The 14069-nt window shown below is 64.6% G+C and carries 9 protein-coding genes; all 9 read right to left on the bottom strand.

What is annotated here, in order from left to right; translation table 11 throughout:
* Positions 1 to 119: 119 nt before the first annotated feature.
* Positions 120 to 407, bottom strand: coding sequence for a type VI secretion system PAAR protein (locus tag ACB037_RS21035; protein WP_017411057.1), 288 nt, complete (start codon positions 405 to 407; stop codon positions 120 to 122).
* A gap of 257 nt (positions 408 to 664) precedes the next feature.
* Positions 665 to 2095, bottom strand: a complete 1431-nt coding sequence (locus tag ACB037_RS21030; protein ID WP_371175886.1) for a VasL domain-containing protein — start codon at positions 2093 to 2095, stop codon at positions 665 to 667.
* A 46-nt stretch (positions 2096 to 2141) separates the two neighbouring features.
* Positions 2142 to 5627: a type VI secretion system membrane subunit TssM gene (gene tssM / locus ACB037_RS21025; protein WP_371175885.1), complete on the bottom strand. Its 3486-nt coding sequence runs from the start codon at positions 5625 to 5627 to the stop codon at positions 2142 to 2144.
* 41 nt (positions 5628 to 5668) lie between these two features.
* Positions 5669 to 7114 (bottom strand): type VI secretion system protein TssA, encoded by a 1446-nt coding sequence (gene tssA / locus ACB037_RS21020; protein WP_371175883.1) that lies wholly within the window; start codon positions 7112 to 7114, stop codon positions 5669 to 5671.
* Positions 7115 to 7122: 8 nt separating this feature from the next.
* On the bottom strand, positions 7123 to 7728 hold the full coding sequence (vasI, locus tag ACB037_RS21015; protein WP_323949699.1) for a type VI secretion system-associated protein VasI: 606 nt from the start codon (positions 7726 to 7728) through the stop codon (positions 7123 to 7125).
* Positions 7728 to 9266, bottom strand: a complete 1539-nt coding sequence (gene vasH, locus ACB037_RS21010; RefSeq protein ID WP_323949698.1) for a sigma-54-dependent transcriptional regulator VasH — start codon at positions 9264 to 9266, stop codon at positions 7728 to 7730. Before vasH ends, vasI begins: the two co-directional genes overlap by 1 nt.
* 2 nt (positions 9267 to 9268) lie before the next feature.
* Positions 9269 to 11911 (bottom strand): type VI secretion system ATPase TssH, encoded by a 2643-nt coding sequence (gene tssH / locus ACB037_RS21005; protein WP_371175882.1) that lies wholly within the window; start codon positions 11909 to 11911, stop codon positions 9269 to 9271.
* 20 nt (positions 11912 to 11931) lie between these two features.
* On the bottom strand, positions 11932 to 12711 hold the full coding sequence (icmH, locus tag ACB037_RS21000) for a type IVB secretion system protein IcmH/DotU (protein ID WP_201934500.1): 780 nt from the start codon (positions 12709 to 12711) through the stop codon (positions 11932 to 11934).
* Between the two features lie 22 nt (positions 12712 to 12733).
* Positions 12734 to 14068 (bottom strand): type VI secretion system baseplate subunit TssK, encoded by a 1335-nt coding sequence (gene tssK / locus ACB037_RS20995; protein WP_201888957.1) that lies wholly within the window; start codon positions 14066 to 14068, stop codon positions 12734 to 12736.
* Position 14069: the final 1 nt, after the last annotated feature.

Genomic DNA, 14069 nt, shown 5'->3' with positions numbered 1-14069 from the left:
TGAACGGCCGGTTGAGCGCTTCATCCAGCGCAAACTCGGCCACCACAAAGGTGCTCTCGGGCAGAGCCCCTACCTTGACGGTGAATTGTAATCCTGTGCTGTCTGCCATGAAGCGCTCCTTAACCTGCCTGTCCGCTGCCTGAGCCAATCACCACGCCGCCGCAGCCGACGGCAGTGCCGGTCACGGCGATGGGCTTGCCGTTGACCAGCACAGAGCCGACGCCGCCCGAGATGCTACGCGGATGGGGTGGATTGTTGGGTTTGTCGTGGGGGGCCAGCGGATCACCCTGGCGGGCCACCGGCTTGCCATCGAGGAACACATCCGGGCTGGCGGCAATCACGGGGGATGGGTGGAAACCATCGTGGTCGGTGCCGATGTCACCGAGCAATGCAATAGAAGGACACATCTGGATTCTCCGTGGGGCAACCATGGTGCAAGCGCAGCCTGGTGCAGAGACAGTTGAGACGGCGACCCAGCAGCCTCCATGCCATGGCAAAGTCGCCCACAATCACATTAAAAATCAGTCAATTACGATTCAATTCCGCTGCAGCTGACAAATCTGCTGCAATCCATTGCGCAAGACAGGGCAAGTTTCCCGGCAAACCTTGCCTTGCCAGTCAAATTCACCATATCTTGCGCAACTCTTTGCTCAGACCAGCATTTTCAGCTACCAGAAGTGCCCTGTTGCAGCTGATAGAGGCGGATGTTGAGCGCTTTCAGATCATTTTCCAGGCTCTTGAGCTCGGCAGCCGTGATGGGCTCTTGGGAGGCTTTTCTCGCCTCCAGTTCATCCAGGCGCAGACTGAACGGGATGTTCTGCATCAGGTTCTTCTGTACTTCATAGAGCTGGGATTTGAGGTAGGAGATGGTCACCGTCTTGCGCTGGCGCTCCAGTTCCAGCAGCTGATCGAGCAGGGCATCCACCCCGGCGCGGGCATCCAGATAGGTAGGCACGCTGATGACATCCCCCTGCTGGCTACCAAGCTGCGTCTGCCACTGCTTGTCTAGCGCCTTGACCGCCAGCGAGTCGGGATAGAGCATCTGTAACGAGTTCCGCAGCCCCTCACCATAGCGATACCAGTAGAGCGGCGACGTCTGCTCGAGCCGGGTCAACTGGTTCTGGTAGCGGGCCACCAGATCGCTCTCCATGTTCTGCAGAGTCTGCTCCCCCAGCACGATGCGCGCCTGGCGAATGTCGTCATAGCTGAGGGCTCGGGGCAGCTCGGCGGCCGGCTGTACCAGGCGCTGGGCCGCCACGGTTTTCTCCTGCTGATGTTGCTGCCAGCCGAGCCACCCCATCACCGGCAGGGCGCAGCTGAGCAGGCCGCAGCCAAACCAGAACCAGGCCGGACGCTGCCGGCGGTGCTGCTCAATCTTGAGCACAGTGGGCTTGACCTGCCCCTTCTCGCGCCCCACCAAAATGCTGCCCTGGGGCAGGTGCGGGGTCGATGCCGAGACCGTGCCGCCGTGATCACTCTCCATGTCGGACTTGAAGAACACCATGGGCGGGATCTGCAGATCCTCCTTGAGGCCCGGCTCGTCGGAGACGATGACGATCTCGGTCTCATCGAACAGGTGGGTATACCCCTCGATGAAGTGCACCAGATTCTCGACCCGGGGAATGCGGCTCAGATCCGCGTTGTGCAGCTTCTCGCAGATGAGCTGCAGCGCCCGCTCGCAGCGATAGATCAGCCGCTTGTCCTCGTGGCTGATCTGGTACTGGCGAATGACGTCGCTGATGCGGGCGATGAACCAGTCGAGCATCTCGATGCGGGCCCGCTCCTGATGGACCGGCGGCCAGAAGCTCTCCCACTGGGTGACGATGAGGTTGGCGAGAAACTCGCACCCTTCGGTAAAACCGCTGAGCCCCTGCAGGCGCGAACGGGCCAGGGTGAAGTAGATGGCGGTCTGCAGATCCACCCCGTGTTTTTCGAAGATAAGGTTGGCGAGCTGATGGATCCGCTGCCAGTCCACCTCGGGGCGTGAAGCGTGGCTGAGCTTGTTGATCTCGGCCCGCAGCGCCTCGTACTCCGGCAACATCCTGGGGTCGCGCCCCACTTTCAGGGCCTGCTGACCTTGTTGATTCTGTGACATATGGACTTCCAACGCAGGAAGGGGGCACAACGTGCCCCCGACGCGATCAATAGAGGGATTCGGGCAGTCTGAACTGGCTGAACAGGCCGCCGGTGAAGGGGTTTTGCGCGCTGTCGGTGTAGACGCGATAGGTCATGGCCCCCTGATCCACCGGGAAGCGCACATCGAAGGTGGCGTCATTGACCTGGGTCAGCTCCCCCTTGTCCATCAGGCGGAACATGGCCCAGGGGCCGACGAAGCCTTCGCTGCGCGGTGAGCGCTCGCGAGCGGCCGGCACCAGGGTGATCTTGCTCTCGGCCCCGTCGCGCATGGTGTTGGGCCACACCAGCGGGATCTTGGTACGGCGGCCATGGGCGTATTCCAGCAACTGGCCATCCAGGTTCAGCACGCTGCGCCGCTTGTTGGCGGTGAGCTCGATGGGCTCGAGAGCGAACTGCACCTCCAGGTTGCCCTGCTGGCTGAAGAAGATCTGACGGATGCGGGCAGCACGGTCCAGCTGCTTGACCAGCTCGGCCTGGATGGGCGAGCTGAACTCCCCTTCCATCATGCCGCTCTCCACCATGGGTTTGAGGTTGACCTGATAGAAGCTGTCCAGCGTCCCGTTGGGTGCGAAGAAGCGCTCCATTTCGGAGAGGGGCACGTCCTTGTTCGAGCTCGGATCAAACGGATAACGGCCGGCCAGCTGGCTGTTGAAGGGGGCCAGCACCTTGTCCTGCCACTCCTGATTGAGGGAGGACATGGCAAGATCGATCACCAGTCGCGAGCTCTGCTCGGAGAGCTGACCCACCCAGCGATCGAGCGGGGCCGGCAGACTGCGGGCATATTGCTGCAGTGCGAACACCGGATCGGCGTACTTGTTGGTCATGCGCAGTTGCACCGCTTTCAAGGCGGACTGGCCCGGCTCGGTGGCGTTGACGATGAGCTCCAGGTAGTGCTGCAGCTCCACCAGCTTCTGGTTGACCTCGGAGATGAGCGGCCCCTGCTCGCCGCGGCCGCTGAGCGCAGCATTGGTGGCCATGAAGGGGCGACCGATGCGGGCACTGATGGCCTGGGCCGGGTCCCCTTCCACATCGGAGATCTTGCGAATGCGGGTGTTGTCATCCAGCGAGGCCAGTACCCGCTGGAACGGCTGATCGTTGCCGGTGATGGCGGCGAGCACGTCCAGCGCCTGCTCCGGGCTCTCCAGGGTCTGCACGTCCAGATTGGTCAGCAGTTTCTGCCACTGGTTGACGTAATCGGTGACGTAACGGTCGTTGACCTGACGGGTGATCTCCTTGCGATCCGCCTCGCTCAGCTGGCTCAGCTTGCGCTGGCCCAGTACCCAGGCATCCATCGCGGTGAGATCGATGAGGGCCTTGTCTTGTTTGAGGAAGAAGTCGTTGAAACCGGGCCAGGTCAGCAGCCGCGGCACCTGGCCGGCGTTGTCGCTGCGCAGGGCAAACACGGTGTCGAAAGTGGGGCCCACCTCGTCGCGCACGTTGAGATCCGGCGGCAGCACCTCGTCCGACTTCACCACCAGGTTCTGGTAGACCCGCTGATACATGGGCAGCTTGCCGAGTTCGCGCTGGGCACCGTAGACCGGCTCCTTGAACGGCACGAAGGCGGTGATGGCGGCCTGATCCCGCTCGGCCCTGGCACCATACCAGTTGGTGTGATCGAGGGCATAGTCCAGGTGCCCCATCAGCTGCTCCTGCACCGCCCCCTGCCCCGGAAAGGCCTTCTGCCAGCGGCTCGCCATGTACTGCGCCACCAGCTCCTTGTTGCGACCGGACGCATCGTCCAGCATCCGCATCACCCGCAGGATGGCGAGCTTCTCCTCGCTCCCCGCAGGTGCCTGGTTGAGATCCGCCAGCAATCCCTGCATCTGGGCCGGCAGGAAGCGCAGGCTCAACAGTTGCAGGTAGGAGCCTTCCACATAAGGACCAATCTCGTCCCCCTGATAGAGACCGAGGTCCGCCACCAGCGGCATCCGCTCGCGGTAGTTGCCAAAGGAGAGGGTCGCCTCGCGAATGAGGTTGAGGCGCGGCAGCTGGCTCACCCCGAAGGCGTGGGCGTCGGCCACCTCATTGGTCTCCATGAAAGCCTGGGCCTTGGTCAGTACGTTGCGACCCGCCTCCTCGTTGACCCGGTAGAAGTAGTGCCAGCCACCGATGAGGGCGGCCGAGAAGAGCGACAGACAGCTGAGGCCGATGGCCATGCGGCGCCGGCGATAGAGAGTGTGCAGCCGGTTTTCGCCGGCCAGATGGGCCTCCGGGAAGATGATGGAAGAGAACAGCTGGCGCACGAAATAGGTGTTGGACTCCCCGCGCAGGGCCGAGTGGATGGGCTCTGGCAGGTTGTAGCGGCGGGAGGCCGCCTGGGCAAACGCATCGAACGGTACCCCTTGCTGATAGACGGAGCTGACATAGACCCCGCGCACCAGCAGCGGCTTGCTCTCCTCGATGGCCAGGGTCTCGGCCAGCAAGCTGGTCACGTAATCCTTGAGGCCCGCCAGCTGGCGCACGAACGAGAACAGCGCGTTGCGCTGGGCGGCATCGAGCCGGCTCAGCATCAGTTCGGGCAGATTCTGGTTGAGGTTGTCCACCCACTGATCCCAGAACAGGGCCAGATCCTGCTGCCAGTCGGCGCCCGGCTTGAAGGTCACCCCCAACACGGCCTCGCGGGCCTCCTTGTCGAGCTGCTGGTAGATCACCTCAAAGCCGCGCAGCAGATCGAGCTTGGTAAAGGTGACATAGAGCGGCAACCGGGTATTCATGGTGGCCGATACCTCCTGCAGGCGCGAGCGCATCAGCTGGGCATAGGCCTTGCGCTCGGCCACGCTGGCGTGGGAGAGCCAGGCCAGATCCACGGTCAGCACCAGGCCGTTGAGGGGCTGACGACGACGGTGTTCATTGAGCCAGCCAAGCAGATGCAGCCAGAGCCGCTCATGCTTGCGGGCCTGCGGATCCAGTTCGGCTTCGCTCTGGGAGAGCAGCACACCGGCGGGATCCAGCATCACGGCCTGTTCCCCCAACCAGCAATCCACCAGCTGATCCTGCGCCACGTCGCGCAGCTCGGTGTCGAGTCTCGGGTTGAGCTTGTTGGCCGGGTTGGCGCGGTGAATGAGGCTGCTCTTGCCGCTGCCGGGCAGCCCCAGCACCAGATACCAGGGCATGGCGTAGAGCGCCCCCTTGCCCAGATGAGTATTCAACGCCTGCAGCCAGCGATCGAGGAACAGCGCCTGCCTGTCGATGAGCCCCTTGACCGGATCCTGCTCCAGCACCACCTCGTGCTGACGCTCGGCCTTGAGCTGCTGCATCTTGCGCCACACCCGCCAGGAGACCACTCCCAGCAGCAACCAGAGCCAGAGCAGGGTGAACACAACCCGCCCCCACAGCGGCTCGAACGGCTTGGCGCCGCGTACCTCGAGACGAGGGCCCAGCCACCACACCAGGATGAGAGCCAGCACCCAGAGCACAGCACCGAGCAGGGGCCAGGAGGGTTTCAATTTCGGCAGCTGTTGCCGCAGAAAAGTAAAAATGGTTTTGAACATAAAATGTGATCCAACTCCGACTCAATGACTCATTTCGGCATTCATTTCGACAACGGCGCCGCCAGGCTCTCCAGGCGGTTGACCAGCCCGGGCTCCCAGTGCGACAACCCGAGGCGACTGGCCTCTTGCCACAAGTGTTGATAGTGCTGGCGCGCAAGCGCCTCCATGCCTTCCTGCGCCAACAGCTCCGCCTGCACCAGCAAGGCGTGGAAGCGATCTCTTGGCTCTTTCAACTGCGCAATCCGCTCATCGAGCAGGGCGAGCGCCGCCGCGATCCCCTGCTCGCCGTGGCGCTGGGCGACCTCCTCGGCCAGCCCCGCCTCTCCAATGCCCGCACTGCCGCCCTTGGCCGGTTGCAGCCAGCGGCTGCACTCGGGGGAGAGAAATGGCGAGCCGTCGCTGAAGGCGAGCTCCCGCAGGGCCGGCAGCCGCTGCAGAAAAGTCCCGAGCTCCTCGGCGATCGCCTGGGCCACCGCCCCAAAGCCGAGCTTCTGGGCCACCTCGGCCGAGAGCCTGTGCCCCTCGAACCAGTAAGGCGCCAGGGTCAGGCTCTGCTCGATGCGTTGCCAGAGCCCCTGATCAGGAGCGTTCATGGCGGCGCGGTACTCGTCCACCATGTCCGCCGACATGGGCGCCAGCGGGGTTTTATTGCCCGCCCCGCTCATGGGGACCGCCGTGATCCCGGCCCAGACGGCGTGACGGCGCAGCCGATAGCCCACCGCCGCCTCCGGCTGGCGCTCGATGAGGAGTTCCGCCACCTTGAGCTGGGTCTGGCGCCAGGCGCGATCGTTGGAACTGTCGATGTCGACGCCAGCACTGCTGCCACCGCCGCTGAGTGCCATGGCGCCGGCACCGCTGGCGGTCGATGCCACCGAGGCCGGGGAGCCCGCTGCCGCCGCGCCGCTGCTCTGGGGCTGCCCTGCGGCGTTCGCCTCGGCCTGTGCCACCTGCTGGCGCTGGGCCCGCTTCAGCCCCATCACCAACGGGTCGAGAAGCTCCCCCTTGTCGGGACACTGGGCCAGCCAGACACGCTCCAGTTGCTCGGCCTGAGCCTGCAACTGGGCCAGCTCGGCCGCCGAAGCGCTCTCACAAATGCGCGGCAAGGCCCCTTCGAAGCGCTTGACGATTTGCACCATCAGTCGCTGCTTCTGGCTGGCATTGCCGGGCCAGGCCAGCAGCCAGTAAGCCTGGATCCAGGCCTCCAGCAGGCTGATCGCAGCCCCCAGAGGAGTCGCCTTGGCCGGGTGCTGCAGGCAGCGCAGCAGCTGGGCCAGCACCCGCATGTCCTTGGTGCGGCTCTCCAGCAAGCCGAGGCAGGCCTCGGCCACCGCATTGAGATCCACCTGGCTGTGAGCGAGGGATCCCAGCTTGACCAGCTCGGTTTCCACGTAGTCCCAGCGCGGCTCGTCAGCCAGCACGGCGCCTCTGATCTGTTCATCCGGCAGGCTGGTGAGCAGGCGTGCACACCAGGGGTGTTGATAGCTCATCGTCCCTCCTACCAGCGGCACTGCTGACGCAGCGGTGCCAGCGCCTCTTTCAGGCCGCTCAGGTCGACCCGCAAGAGGGCACCGTTGTCGGCCCGCACCTGCAGCTCGCGATGGCCCTGCCAGCGCTTGAGCTCCTCGATGGCAGGCAGACCGCGGCCATATTCCAGCAACAGACCCTGATCCCGAATGAACCAGCTCTGGGAGCCGGCACTCGGCTGACCATCCAGTTCGACCTGCACTTTCTCGCCGCTCCAGGGGCTGTCCAGCCGCAGCCGGATATGGGTGATGCTGTCGACGCAGCCGATGGAGAGCGTCGCCCCGCGCAGTGCCGGGCGGGTCAGGGTTTCACTGCCGCGCGTTTCATCGCTTTGCAAGAGGAAGGGCGCGCTCGCTGGCGTGCGGGCCTGCTCCTGGGCCCAGATGGCCTGCCAGGCCGCCGACTTGGGGGCGGCCCCTTCGGCGGCACTGGCCGCGCCATTGCCGATGGCGTCGTAGCAGGCGAGCCGCACCAGCGGTGAGGGCTCCTGCCGGCAGGCCTGCCAGCGCGCCATGTCCAGCGGGACCTCGGCCGCACTGGTGGCCAGCAGCAGCGGTAACAAGCCGAGGATGCTCATCAGTTCACCTCCAGTTTCTGGCACTTGTGATCCAGGGTGCGTTTGGGAATGTTGAGACTCTCGGCCACCAGCATCCGATTGCCCTGGAAGTGGCGCAGCCGCGCCTCGATGACGGAAGCCTCGTACTGCTGCATGGCCCGGCGCAGATCGCGGATGTGGTTGTAATCGTCCATGGTGCTGGGCAACTCGACGCTGACCCGCTCACGCAGCTCCGGCGGCAGCGCCTCCAGCCCCACCTCCTCCCCGTGACGGGTATGGGCACAGGCCACCTCCAGCAGGTTGCGCAGCTCGCGCACGTTGCCGGGGAAGTCATAGGTCTGCAGCTGTTTCAAGAACTTGCGCTGCAAGCCGGCGAGCGTCTTGCCATCCTGGGCGGCAAACTGGGCCATGAAGTGCTGGCAGAGCAGCGGCACGTCATCCATGTGCTCGCGCAGGGGGGCGATCAGCAGCAGGCACTGGCAGAGGCGGTGGTAGAGGTCGGCCCGAAACTGCCCCTCCTCCACATGGCGGGTGAGCGGATGATGGGTGGCGGCGATGAGGCGAAAATCGGAGTGATACTCCTGCTCGGCCCCGAGCGGCCGGTAACTACGGGTTTCCAGCACCCGCAGCAGCTTGGCCTGCATGGCGGCGGGCATGTCACCCACCTCGTCCAGAAACAGGGTGCCGCCGTTGGCCTGGGCCACCAGCCCGGTCTTGTTGGCAAGGGCGCCGGAGAAGGCCCCCTTCTGGTAACCAAACAGCTCGCTCTCGATGAGGTTCTCCGGGATGGCGGCGCAGTTGATGGCGACAAAGGGCTTGTTGGCGCGATCGGAGCACTGGTGCACCAGCCGGGCTACCACCTCCTTGCCACTGCCGGTTTCCCCCTGGATCAGCACGGTCAGCTTGTGCTGGCCGGCTTGACTTATCTGCTCGCGCAGCCCGCGGATCACCGCCGACTGGCCGACCAGCTGATCGCCGAGCAGCTTCTCGTGCTGACGCAGCCGCTCCCCCTCGCCCTTTATCTGGCGCAGGGAGTCGCGCAGTACCCCCTGATCCCGCCGGCTGCGACCGAGATCGCGAATGAGGGTGAGCTGGTTGCAAAAGACCTGGGAGAGCTGGGCCAGCTCGGGGCCGTCGGCCCAGGCCCGCAGCACCTCCCCTTCATCCATCAGGGCCAGCACGGCAAACGGCTTGCCGTTGCCATCCAGCAGCGGATACGCGTGCAGCCCGCACTGCTGGCCAAGGTTGGCCAGCAGTGCGCGAAAACCGGCGTGCTCGATGCGGGCTCCGCCATAGAGGGAGTCCCAGGTGCGGGACTGGGCCTTGTGCAGCACATAGGCAAGGGGGTGGGAAAAATCGTCCACCGCCAGCCCCAGCGCCACCTCCTTCCCCCTGACCCAGCCTTTGCACTCCAGCTGACGGCCGCTCACATCCAGCATGCCGAGCAGCAGCCCCCTGGGCTGGAAGCTGGCATGGACGGTCGAGCTCCACCAGTGGCACAGGTGCGGCTCATCGCGCTGGGCGGTGAGGGCCAGGGCAAATGCGAGGGCTTGCTCCATACTCAAGCCCCCACCTCGGCCACAAACTGGTGATCGGCCACGGAAAAGTGGACGCGCTTGATGGGTTCACCGGCCGAGAGGCGCTGCAGCAGTTGCAGAGAGACCGGCGGCAACAGGGCACCGTCGATGACGGATTCGAGCATGCGGGCACCGTTCTCGCTGCGATTGGCCCGCAGCAGGATCTCCTCGGCCACCTCGTCGTCCAGCATCACCTCGGCGCCGAAGCGCTCCTTGAGCAGCTTGACCAGCCGGTTGAGCTTGCCGCCGACGATCTGCACCAGGGTGTCGTGACCGAGCGGCAGATAGGGGATCACCTCCATGCGCGCCAGCAGGGCCGGCTTGAAGAAGGCGGCGAGCTCCGGATAGAGGGCATCCAGCAGCACGTCGGGCTGCTCGGCATGGTCGACGATGGTCTGGAAACCGAGGTTGGAAGTGAGGAAGAAGACCACGTTCTTGCAGTCGATGATGCGCCCTTCCCCATCCGCCAGCTCGCCCTTGTCGAACGCCTGATAGAAGAGGTTGAGCACATCCGGGTGCGCTTTTTCCACTTCATCCAGCAGCACCACCGAGTAGGGCTTCTGGCGAATGGCTTCTGTCAGCACGCCCCCCTCGCCGAAACCGACGTAGCCGGGCGGCGAGCCGATGAGACGAGAGACGGTGTGCTTCTCCTGATACTCGGACATGTTGATGGTGGTCAGGTACTGGCGACCACCGAACATCAGCTCGGCAATCTGCAGCACGGTTTCGGTCTTGCCGACCCCGCTCGGTCCCACCAGCAGGAAGGCACCCAGCGGACGGCCGGGACGACGCAGGTCAGCGCGGGCGGTGAGCAGGTGCTTGTGCAGGTGGGCCACCGCCACATCCTGCCCCTTGATGAGCTCGCCAAGGTACTCCGGCAGACGGGTCACCACATCCAGCTCCCCTTGCGAGATGCGATTGAGGGGCACCCCAGTCCACTCGGCGATCACCGCAGCAATCTGGGTCTTGTCGACGTGAGCGGAGACCAGCACTTCCCCCTGCTGCAGCTCGGCCAGCTCGCGCTCGAGGGTGGCCAGCTGCTCAGCAGCGACCTGCGGATCGAGCGGCGCATCGGCGAGATCCAGCGCCTTTCTGGCCAGCATCTCATCCTGCTGATCGGCCAGCAGGGCTGCGCGCAGCTCGACAATCTGGTGCACCAGCCCCTGCTGTTGTTGCCACCGGGCCTCCTGCTCGGCCAGCTCTTCACGGCAAGCCTGCTGGGCCGCCTGCAACTCGGCCAGGCGCTCTGCGTTGTCACCAAGACCTATCAGGCTCTGGCGCTCCAGCTGGCGGATCTCCAGCTCGCGCTGGCGCAGCGAGTTTTGCAGGTGGCTGACCGCGCGCGGCGGGGTGGTGAGGTTGATGGCCACCCGGGCACAGGCGGTATCGAGCACGTCGATCGCCTTGTCCGGCAGCTGACGGCCGGAGATGTAACGGGCGGAGAGCTGGGCGGCAGCCTGCAGCGCTTCCTCGTCGATCAGCACCCCGTGGGCCTTCTCGTAGATGCTGCGCAGGCCGCGCAGGATCACGGTGGCCTCGTCGGCATCGGGTTCACCGACCTTCACCAGCTGGAAGCGGCGCGACAGGGCCGCGTCTTTTTCTACGTATTTCTTGTACTCGCCCCAGGTGGTGGCGGCGATGGTGCGCAGCTCGCCCCGGGCCAGCGCCGGCTTGATGAGGTTGGAAACATCCAGCCCGCCAGCCTGGTTGCCGGCCCCGATCAGGGTGTGCGCCTCGTCGATGAACAGGATGACCGGTTGCACGGCGTCCTTGACCTCCTGCATCACCCCCTTGAAGCGTTTCTCGAACTCCCCCTTGACCGAGGCGCCGGCCTGCATGGCACCGAGATCCAGAGTCATCAGCTCGACCCCGCGCAGCTTCTCCGGTACCTGACCCGCCACCATACGCAGAGCCAGCCCCTCGATCAGGGCACTTTTACCGACACCGGCTTCGCCCACCACGATGGGGTTGTTCTTGCGACGACGGGAGAGGATGTCGATCATCAGGTCGATTTCGTGATCCCGGCAGAGCACGGGATCCAGGCTGCCCTGGCGGGCCTGCTCGGTCACATTCACGGTAAAGCGGGCCAGCAGGCTGGCATCGGCCGGCAAGACGGCCTGAGCCGTCTTGTCGCCGGAGGCGGTGGTCACTTGCGTCTCGGCAGACTCCTTGACCCACTCGTCGAACTGCTGGCGCAGCAGCTCGCGATTGACCTTGGCCAGCAGGCGGGTCACCGAGCCCGGCAGATAGCGCTGGGGGGTCATCAGCAGCACCAGCAGCATGACGCCGCTGCGCAGCTGGGCATGTAGCAGCTCGGCGGAGGCGAGCAGCCAGCTGTCTTGCAGCCACTCCACCAGCATGGGCGAGAAGGAGGGGTAACCCTGGCCATAGCTGCTGTCGGCAGCGGACGGTTGCAGCAGAGTCTTGAGCTCTTCCACCTCCACCTCGGCCACCTTCAGGATCTGGCGCACGTCGCTCAGCGGGGTCTCAAGCATCTTGAGCAGCAGGTGCTCGATGCGGATCTCGGCTCCCTGGTGATTGACGCAGAGGACTGCAGCCTCCTCCAGCATGTGACGGCAGATGGGGTTGAGTCTTTCCACCAGTACCGGTAGCTCTATACGAATCAAGGCGTGCTCTCCTTAAGTATTTATTTTAATAATTCGCCCAGTTGACGCAGCACGTCCTGGGTCTGGTTATTGAGTTGGTGGTGATAGAGGCCAAAGATCAGCGCCAGGATCAGCGCGCCGCCCATGAACAGGCTGCGCAGGGATACCTGCTTGCGCAGCTGATAGCGGGAGGCCTGCTGCCCCAGATCGAGGTGAAACACACTGGGCGCCTCGCCGCCAGCCTCGGGGGACAACTGCTTGTGCAGCTGGCGCACGATGCGCTCGAACTCCCCTTGTCCCTTGCTCATCACCTTGTAACGCCCCTCGAAACCGAGGCACAGACAGAGGTAGATGAACTCCAGAATGTCGCGATAACGCACCGGGTCTTCCTGCAGGCGGGCCAGCAGCACGAACACCTTCTCGCCGCCCCAGGTCTCGTTGTGAAAGCGGGTCAGCAGGGAGTGCTCGGACCATTCGCTCTGACTGCCCCAGTCGCGGCCCATCACGGCCTCGTCGATGAAGGTGCAGAGGATGTAGCGAAATGACAGCACCACCCCGTTCTCGTAGCCCTGGGCCATCAGCTCCTGTTCGATGGCCTGGATCTCGGTCACCACCCGCTGGTAGAGCTCGGGCACCCGGTCGTAGCGCGACAGCAGGCGCACCCGCTGCACCAGCCCCAGCAAGGGGGTCACCGCATCGATCATCGGGTTGATGCTCTGGCCGCGCAGGCGGAACCAGTAGTCCGAATCCATGTCCAGCTGCTCGGCATGATCGAACAGCAGGTCGCTGAGTTGCTCGTTCTTGATAATGTCCGTGGTCATCTCTGCTTATTCCTTGGTGCGATCACTGGCTGCGAATGGCCCAGAGCTGCATGTCGAGCTCGGGGAAGTCGCCGGCGATGTGGAAGGCAAGGGTGTTGCCCACCGCCAGCATCTGCCAGGCCGGGCTCTGCCGGTCGAGCTGGAAGTAGCTGTAACCGGCGTGGTAGGGCAGCTGGCGCGGCGCCACCGGCAGCGGCAGCAGCGGGATACCGGGCAGTTGCAGGCTGATGAGCTCGCGGATCTTGTCGCTGGAGGCCACCTTGGTCTGCTGCAGCAACTGCTTGCGCAGCTGCTCCTGCGGCATGCGGGCACGCACCGCCAGCACGAAGTCGGCGCTCTGCATCAGCTCGCTCTCGTTGACCATGGCCACCATGATGCCGTACTGGTGCTTGCGCAGCTGGATGGAGACGGCGCGCGGCGACAGCACTGTGCTGAGCGCCTGGCGCAGGGACAGCATCACCGGCTCGAAGCTCACCTGCTGATCATCGTGGCGATAGGCGGGGAACTCGGGCGGCAGACGGGACTCGTCGGTAAAGGTCATCAGCTCGCCACAGATCTGCACCAGCGCCTCATGCAGCCGCTCGGGGTGCAGGGTGCCAAGGCGCGCCAGATGGGAGAGCTGGGGCTGGGCCCGGTTGAGCAGTTGCAGCATCATGAACTCGGCCACGTCGGCCACCCCCTGCTGACCCGGCGCGGCGATGCGCTGGGAGAGACTGCGGGCCCGCTCGGCCACGAGGCCGGCCGACTCGCCAAGGAAGCGCTTGAGGGTCGGGATGGCGGAGACGCTGATGCTGCAGGGCATGAAGTTGGGATCCAGCACCAGGCCGCCGTCCGGACGCTTGTCCAGGATCCGGGCGATGGCGAGCGAGGCGTAGGCGCTGCGATCCTCGCGCTCCAGCATCAGTCGCAGGCTGACCCGCCCCACTTCGAGGGAGACCACGTCCCCCCCTTCGCTGTGCAGGTCGCGCACGTCGTGGCGATGGGCCTGCAACCGGGTAGCGACCTGACCGCCCTGATTGACCTCGTTGACGCCGCTCACCGAGAGCGGCAGCGCCAGATAGACCTTCTGGTTGGCCACCGAGGCGTCGGTAACTTCCAGCGGGGTCGGCAGCACGTCGTCATTGGGGATGTTGAACACGGTACCGTCCGGCAGGATGCCGGTGGCCCCCACCAGGGCGATGCGACCAAAGCCCAGGTAGTCCTCGTTGATGGCAAGCGACTGCAAGCCGTAGAAATAGTCGGACAGCGCGCTCAGGCGAGCGTGCAGCGCGTAATCCGAATGTCTTTGTTGTTGCTGGAAGTGCTGAGGCTTGATGAACAGCCCCTCACGCCAGATAACCCGATTTCGACTCGACATG

It is taken from the genome of Aeromonas sp. S19(2024) (assembly GCF_041402625.1).
Classification (GTDB): Bacteria; Pseudomonadota; Gammaproteobacteria; order Enterobacterales; family Aeromonadaceae; genus Aeromonas; species Aeromonas caviae.
The sequence above is the reverse complement of the archived record's forward strand: the minus strand, read 5'-3'. Positions and strand labels throughout refer to the sequence as shown.

What these genes read in the sequence shown, in the direction of transcription:
- ACB037_RS21035 (WP_017411057.1), bottom strand. Translation starts at nt 407, where the DNA reads ATGTGTCCTTCTATTGCATTGCTCGGTGACATCGGCACCGACCACGAT.
- ACB037_RS21030 (WP_371175886.1), bottom strand. Translation starts at nt 2,095, where the DNA reads ATGTCACAGAATCAACAAGGTCAGCAGGCCCTGAAAGTGGGGCGCGAC.
- tssM (WP_371175885.1), bottom strand. Translation starts at nt 5,627, where the DNA reads ATGTTCAAAACCATTTTTACTTTTCTGCGGCAACAGCTGCCGAAATTG.
- tssA (WP_371175883.1), bottom strand. Translation starts at nt 7,114, where the DNA reads ATGAGCTATCAACACCCCTGGTGTGCACGCCTGCTCACCAGCCTGCCG.
- vasI (WP_323949699.1), bottom strand. Translation starts at nt 7,728, where the DNA reads ATGAGCATCCTCGGCTTGTTACCGCTGCTGCTGGCCACCAGTGCGGCC.
- vasH (WP_323949698.1), bottom strand. Translation starts at nt 9,266, where the DNA reads ATGGAGCAAGCCCTCGCATTTGCCCTGGCCCTCACCGCCCAGCGCGAT.
- icmH (WP_201934500.1), bottom strand. Translation starts at nt 12,711, where the DNA reads ATGACCACGGACATTATCAAGAACGAGCAACTCAGCGACCTGCTGTTC.
- tssK (WP_201888957.1), bottom strand. Translation starts at nt 14,068, where the DNA reads ATGTCGAGTCGAAATCGGGTTATCTGGCGTGAGGGGCTGTTCATCAAG.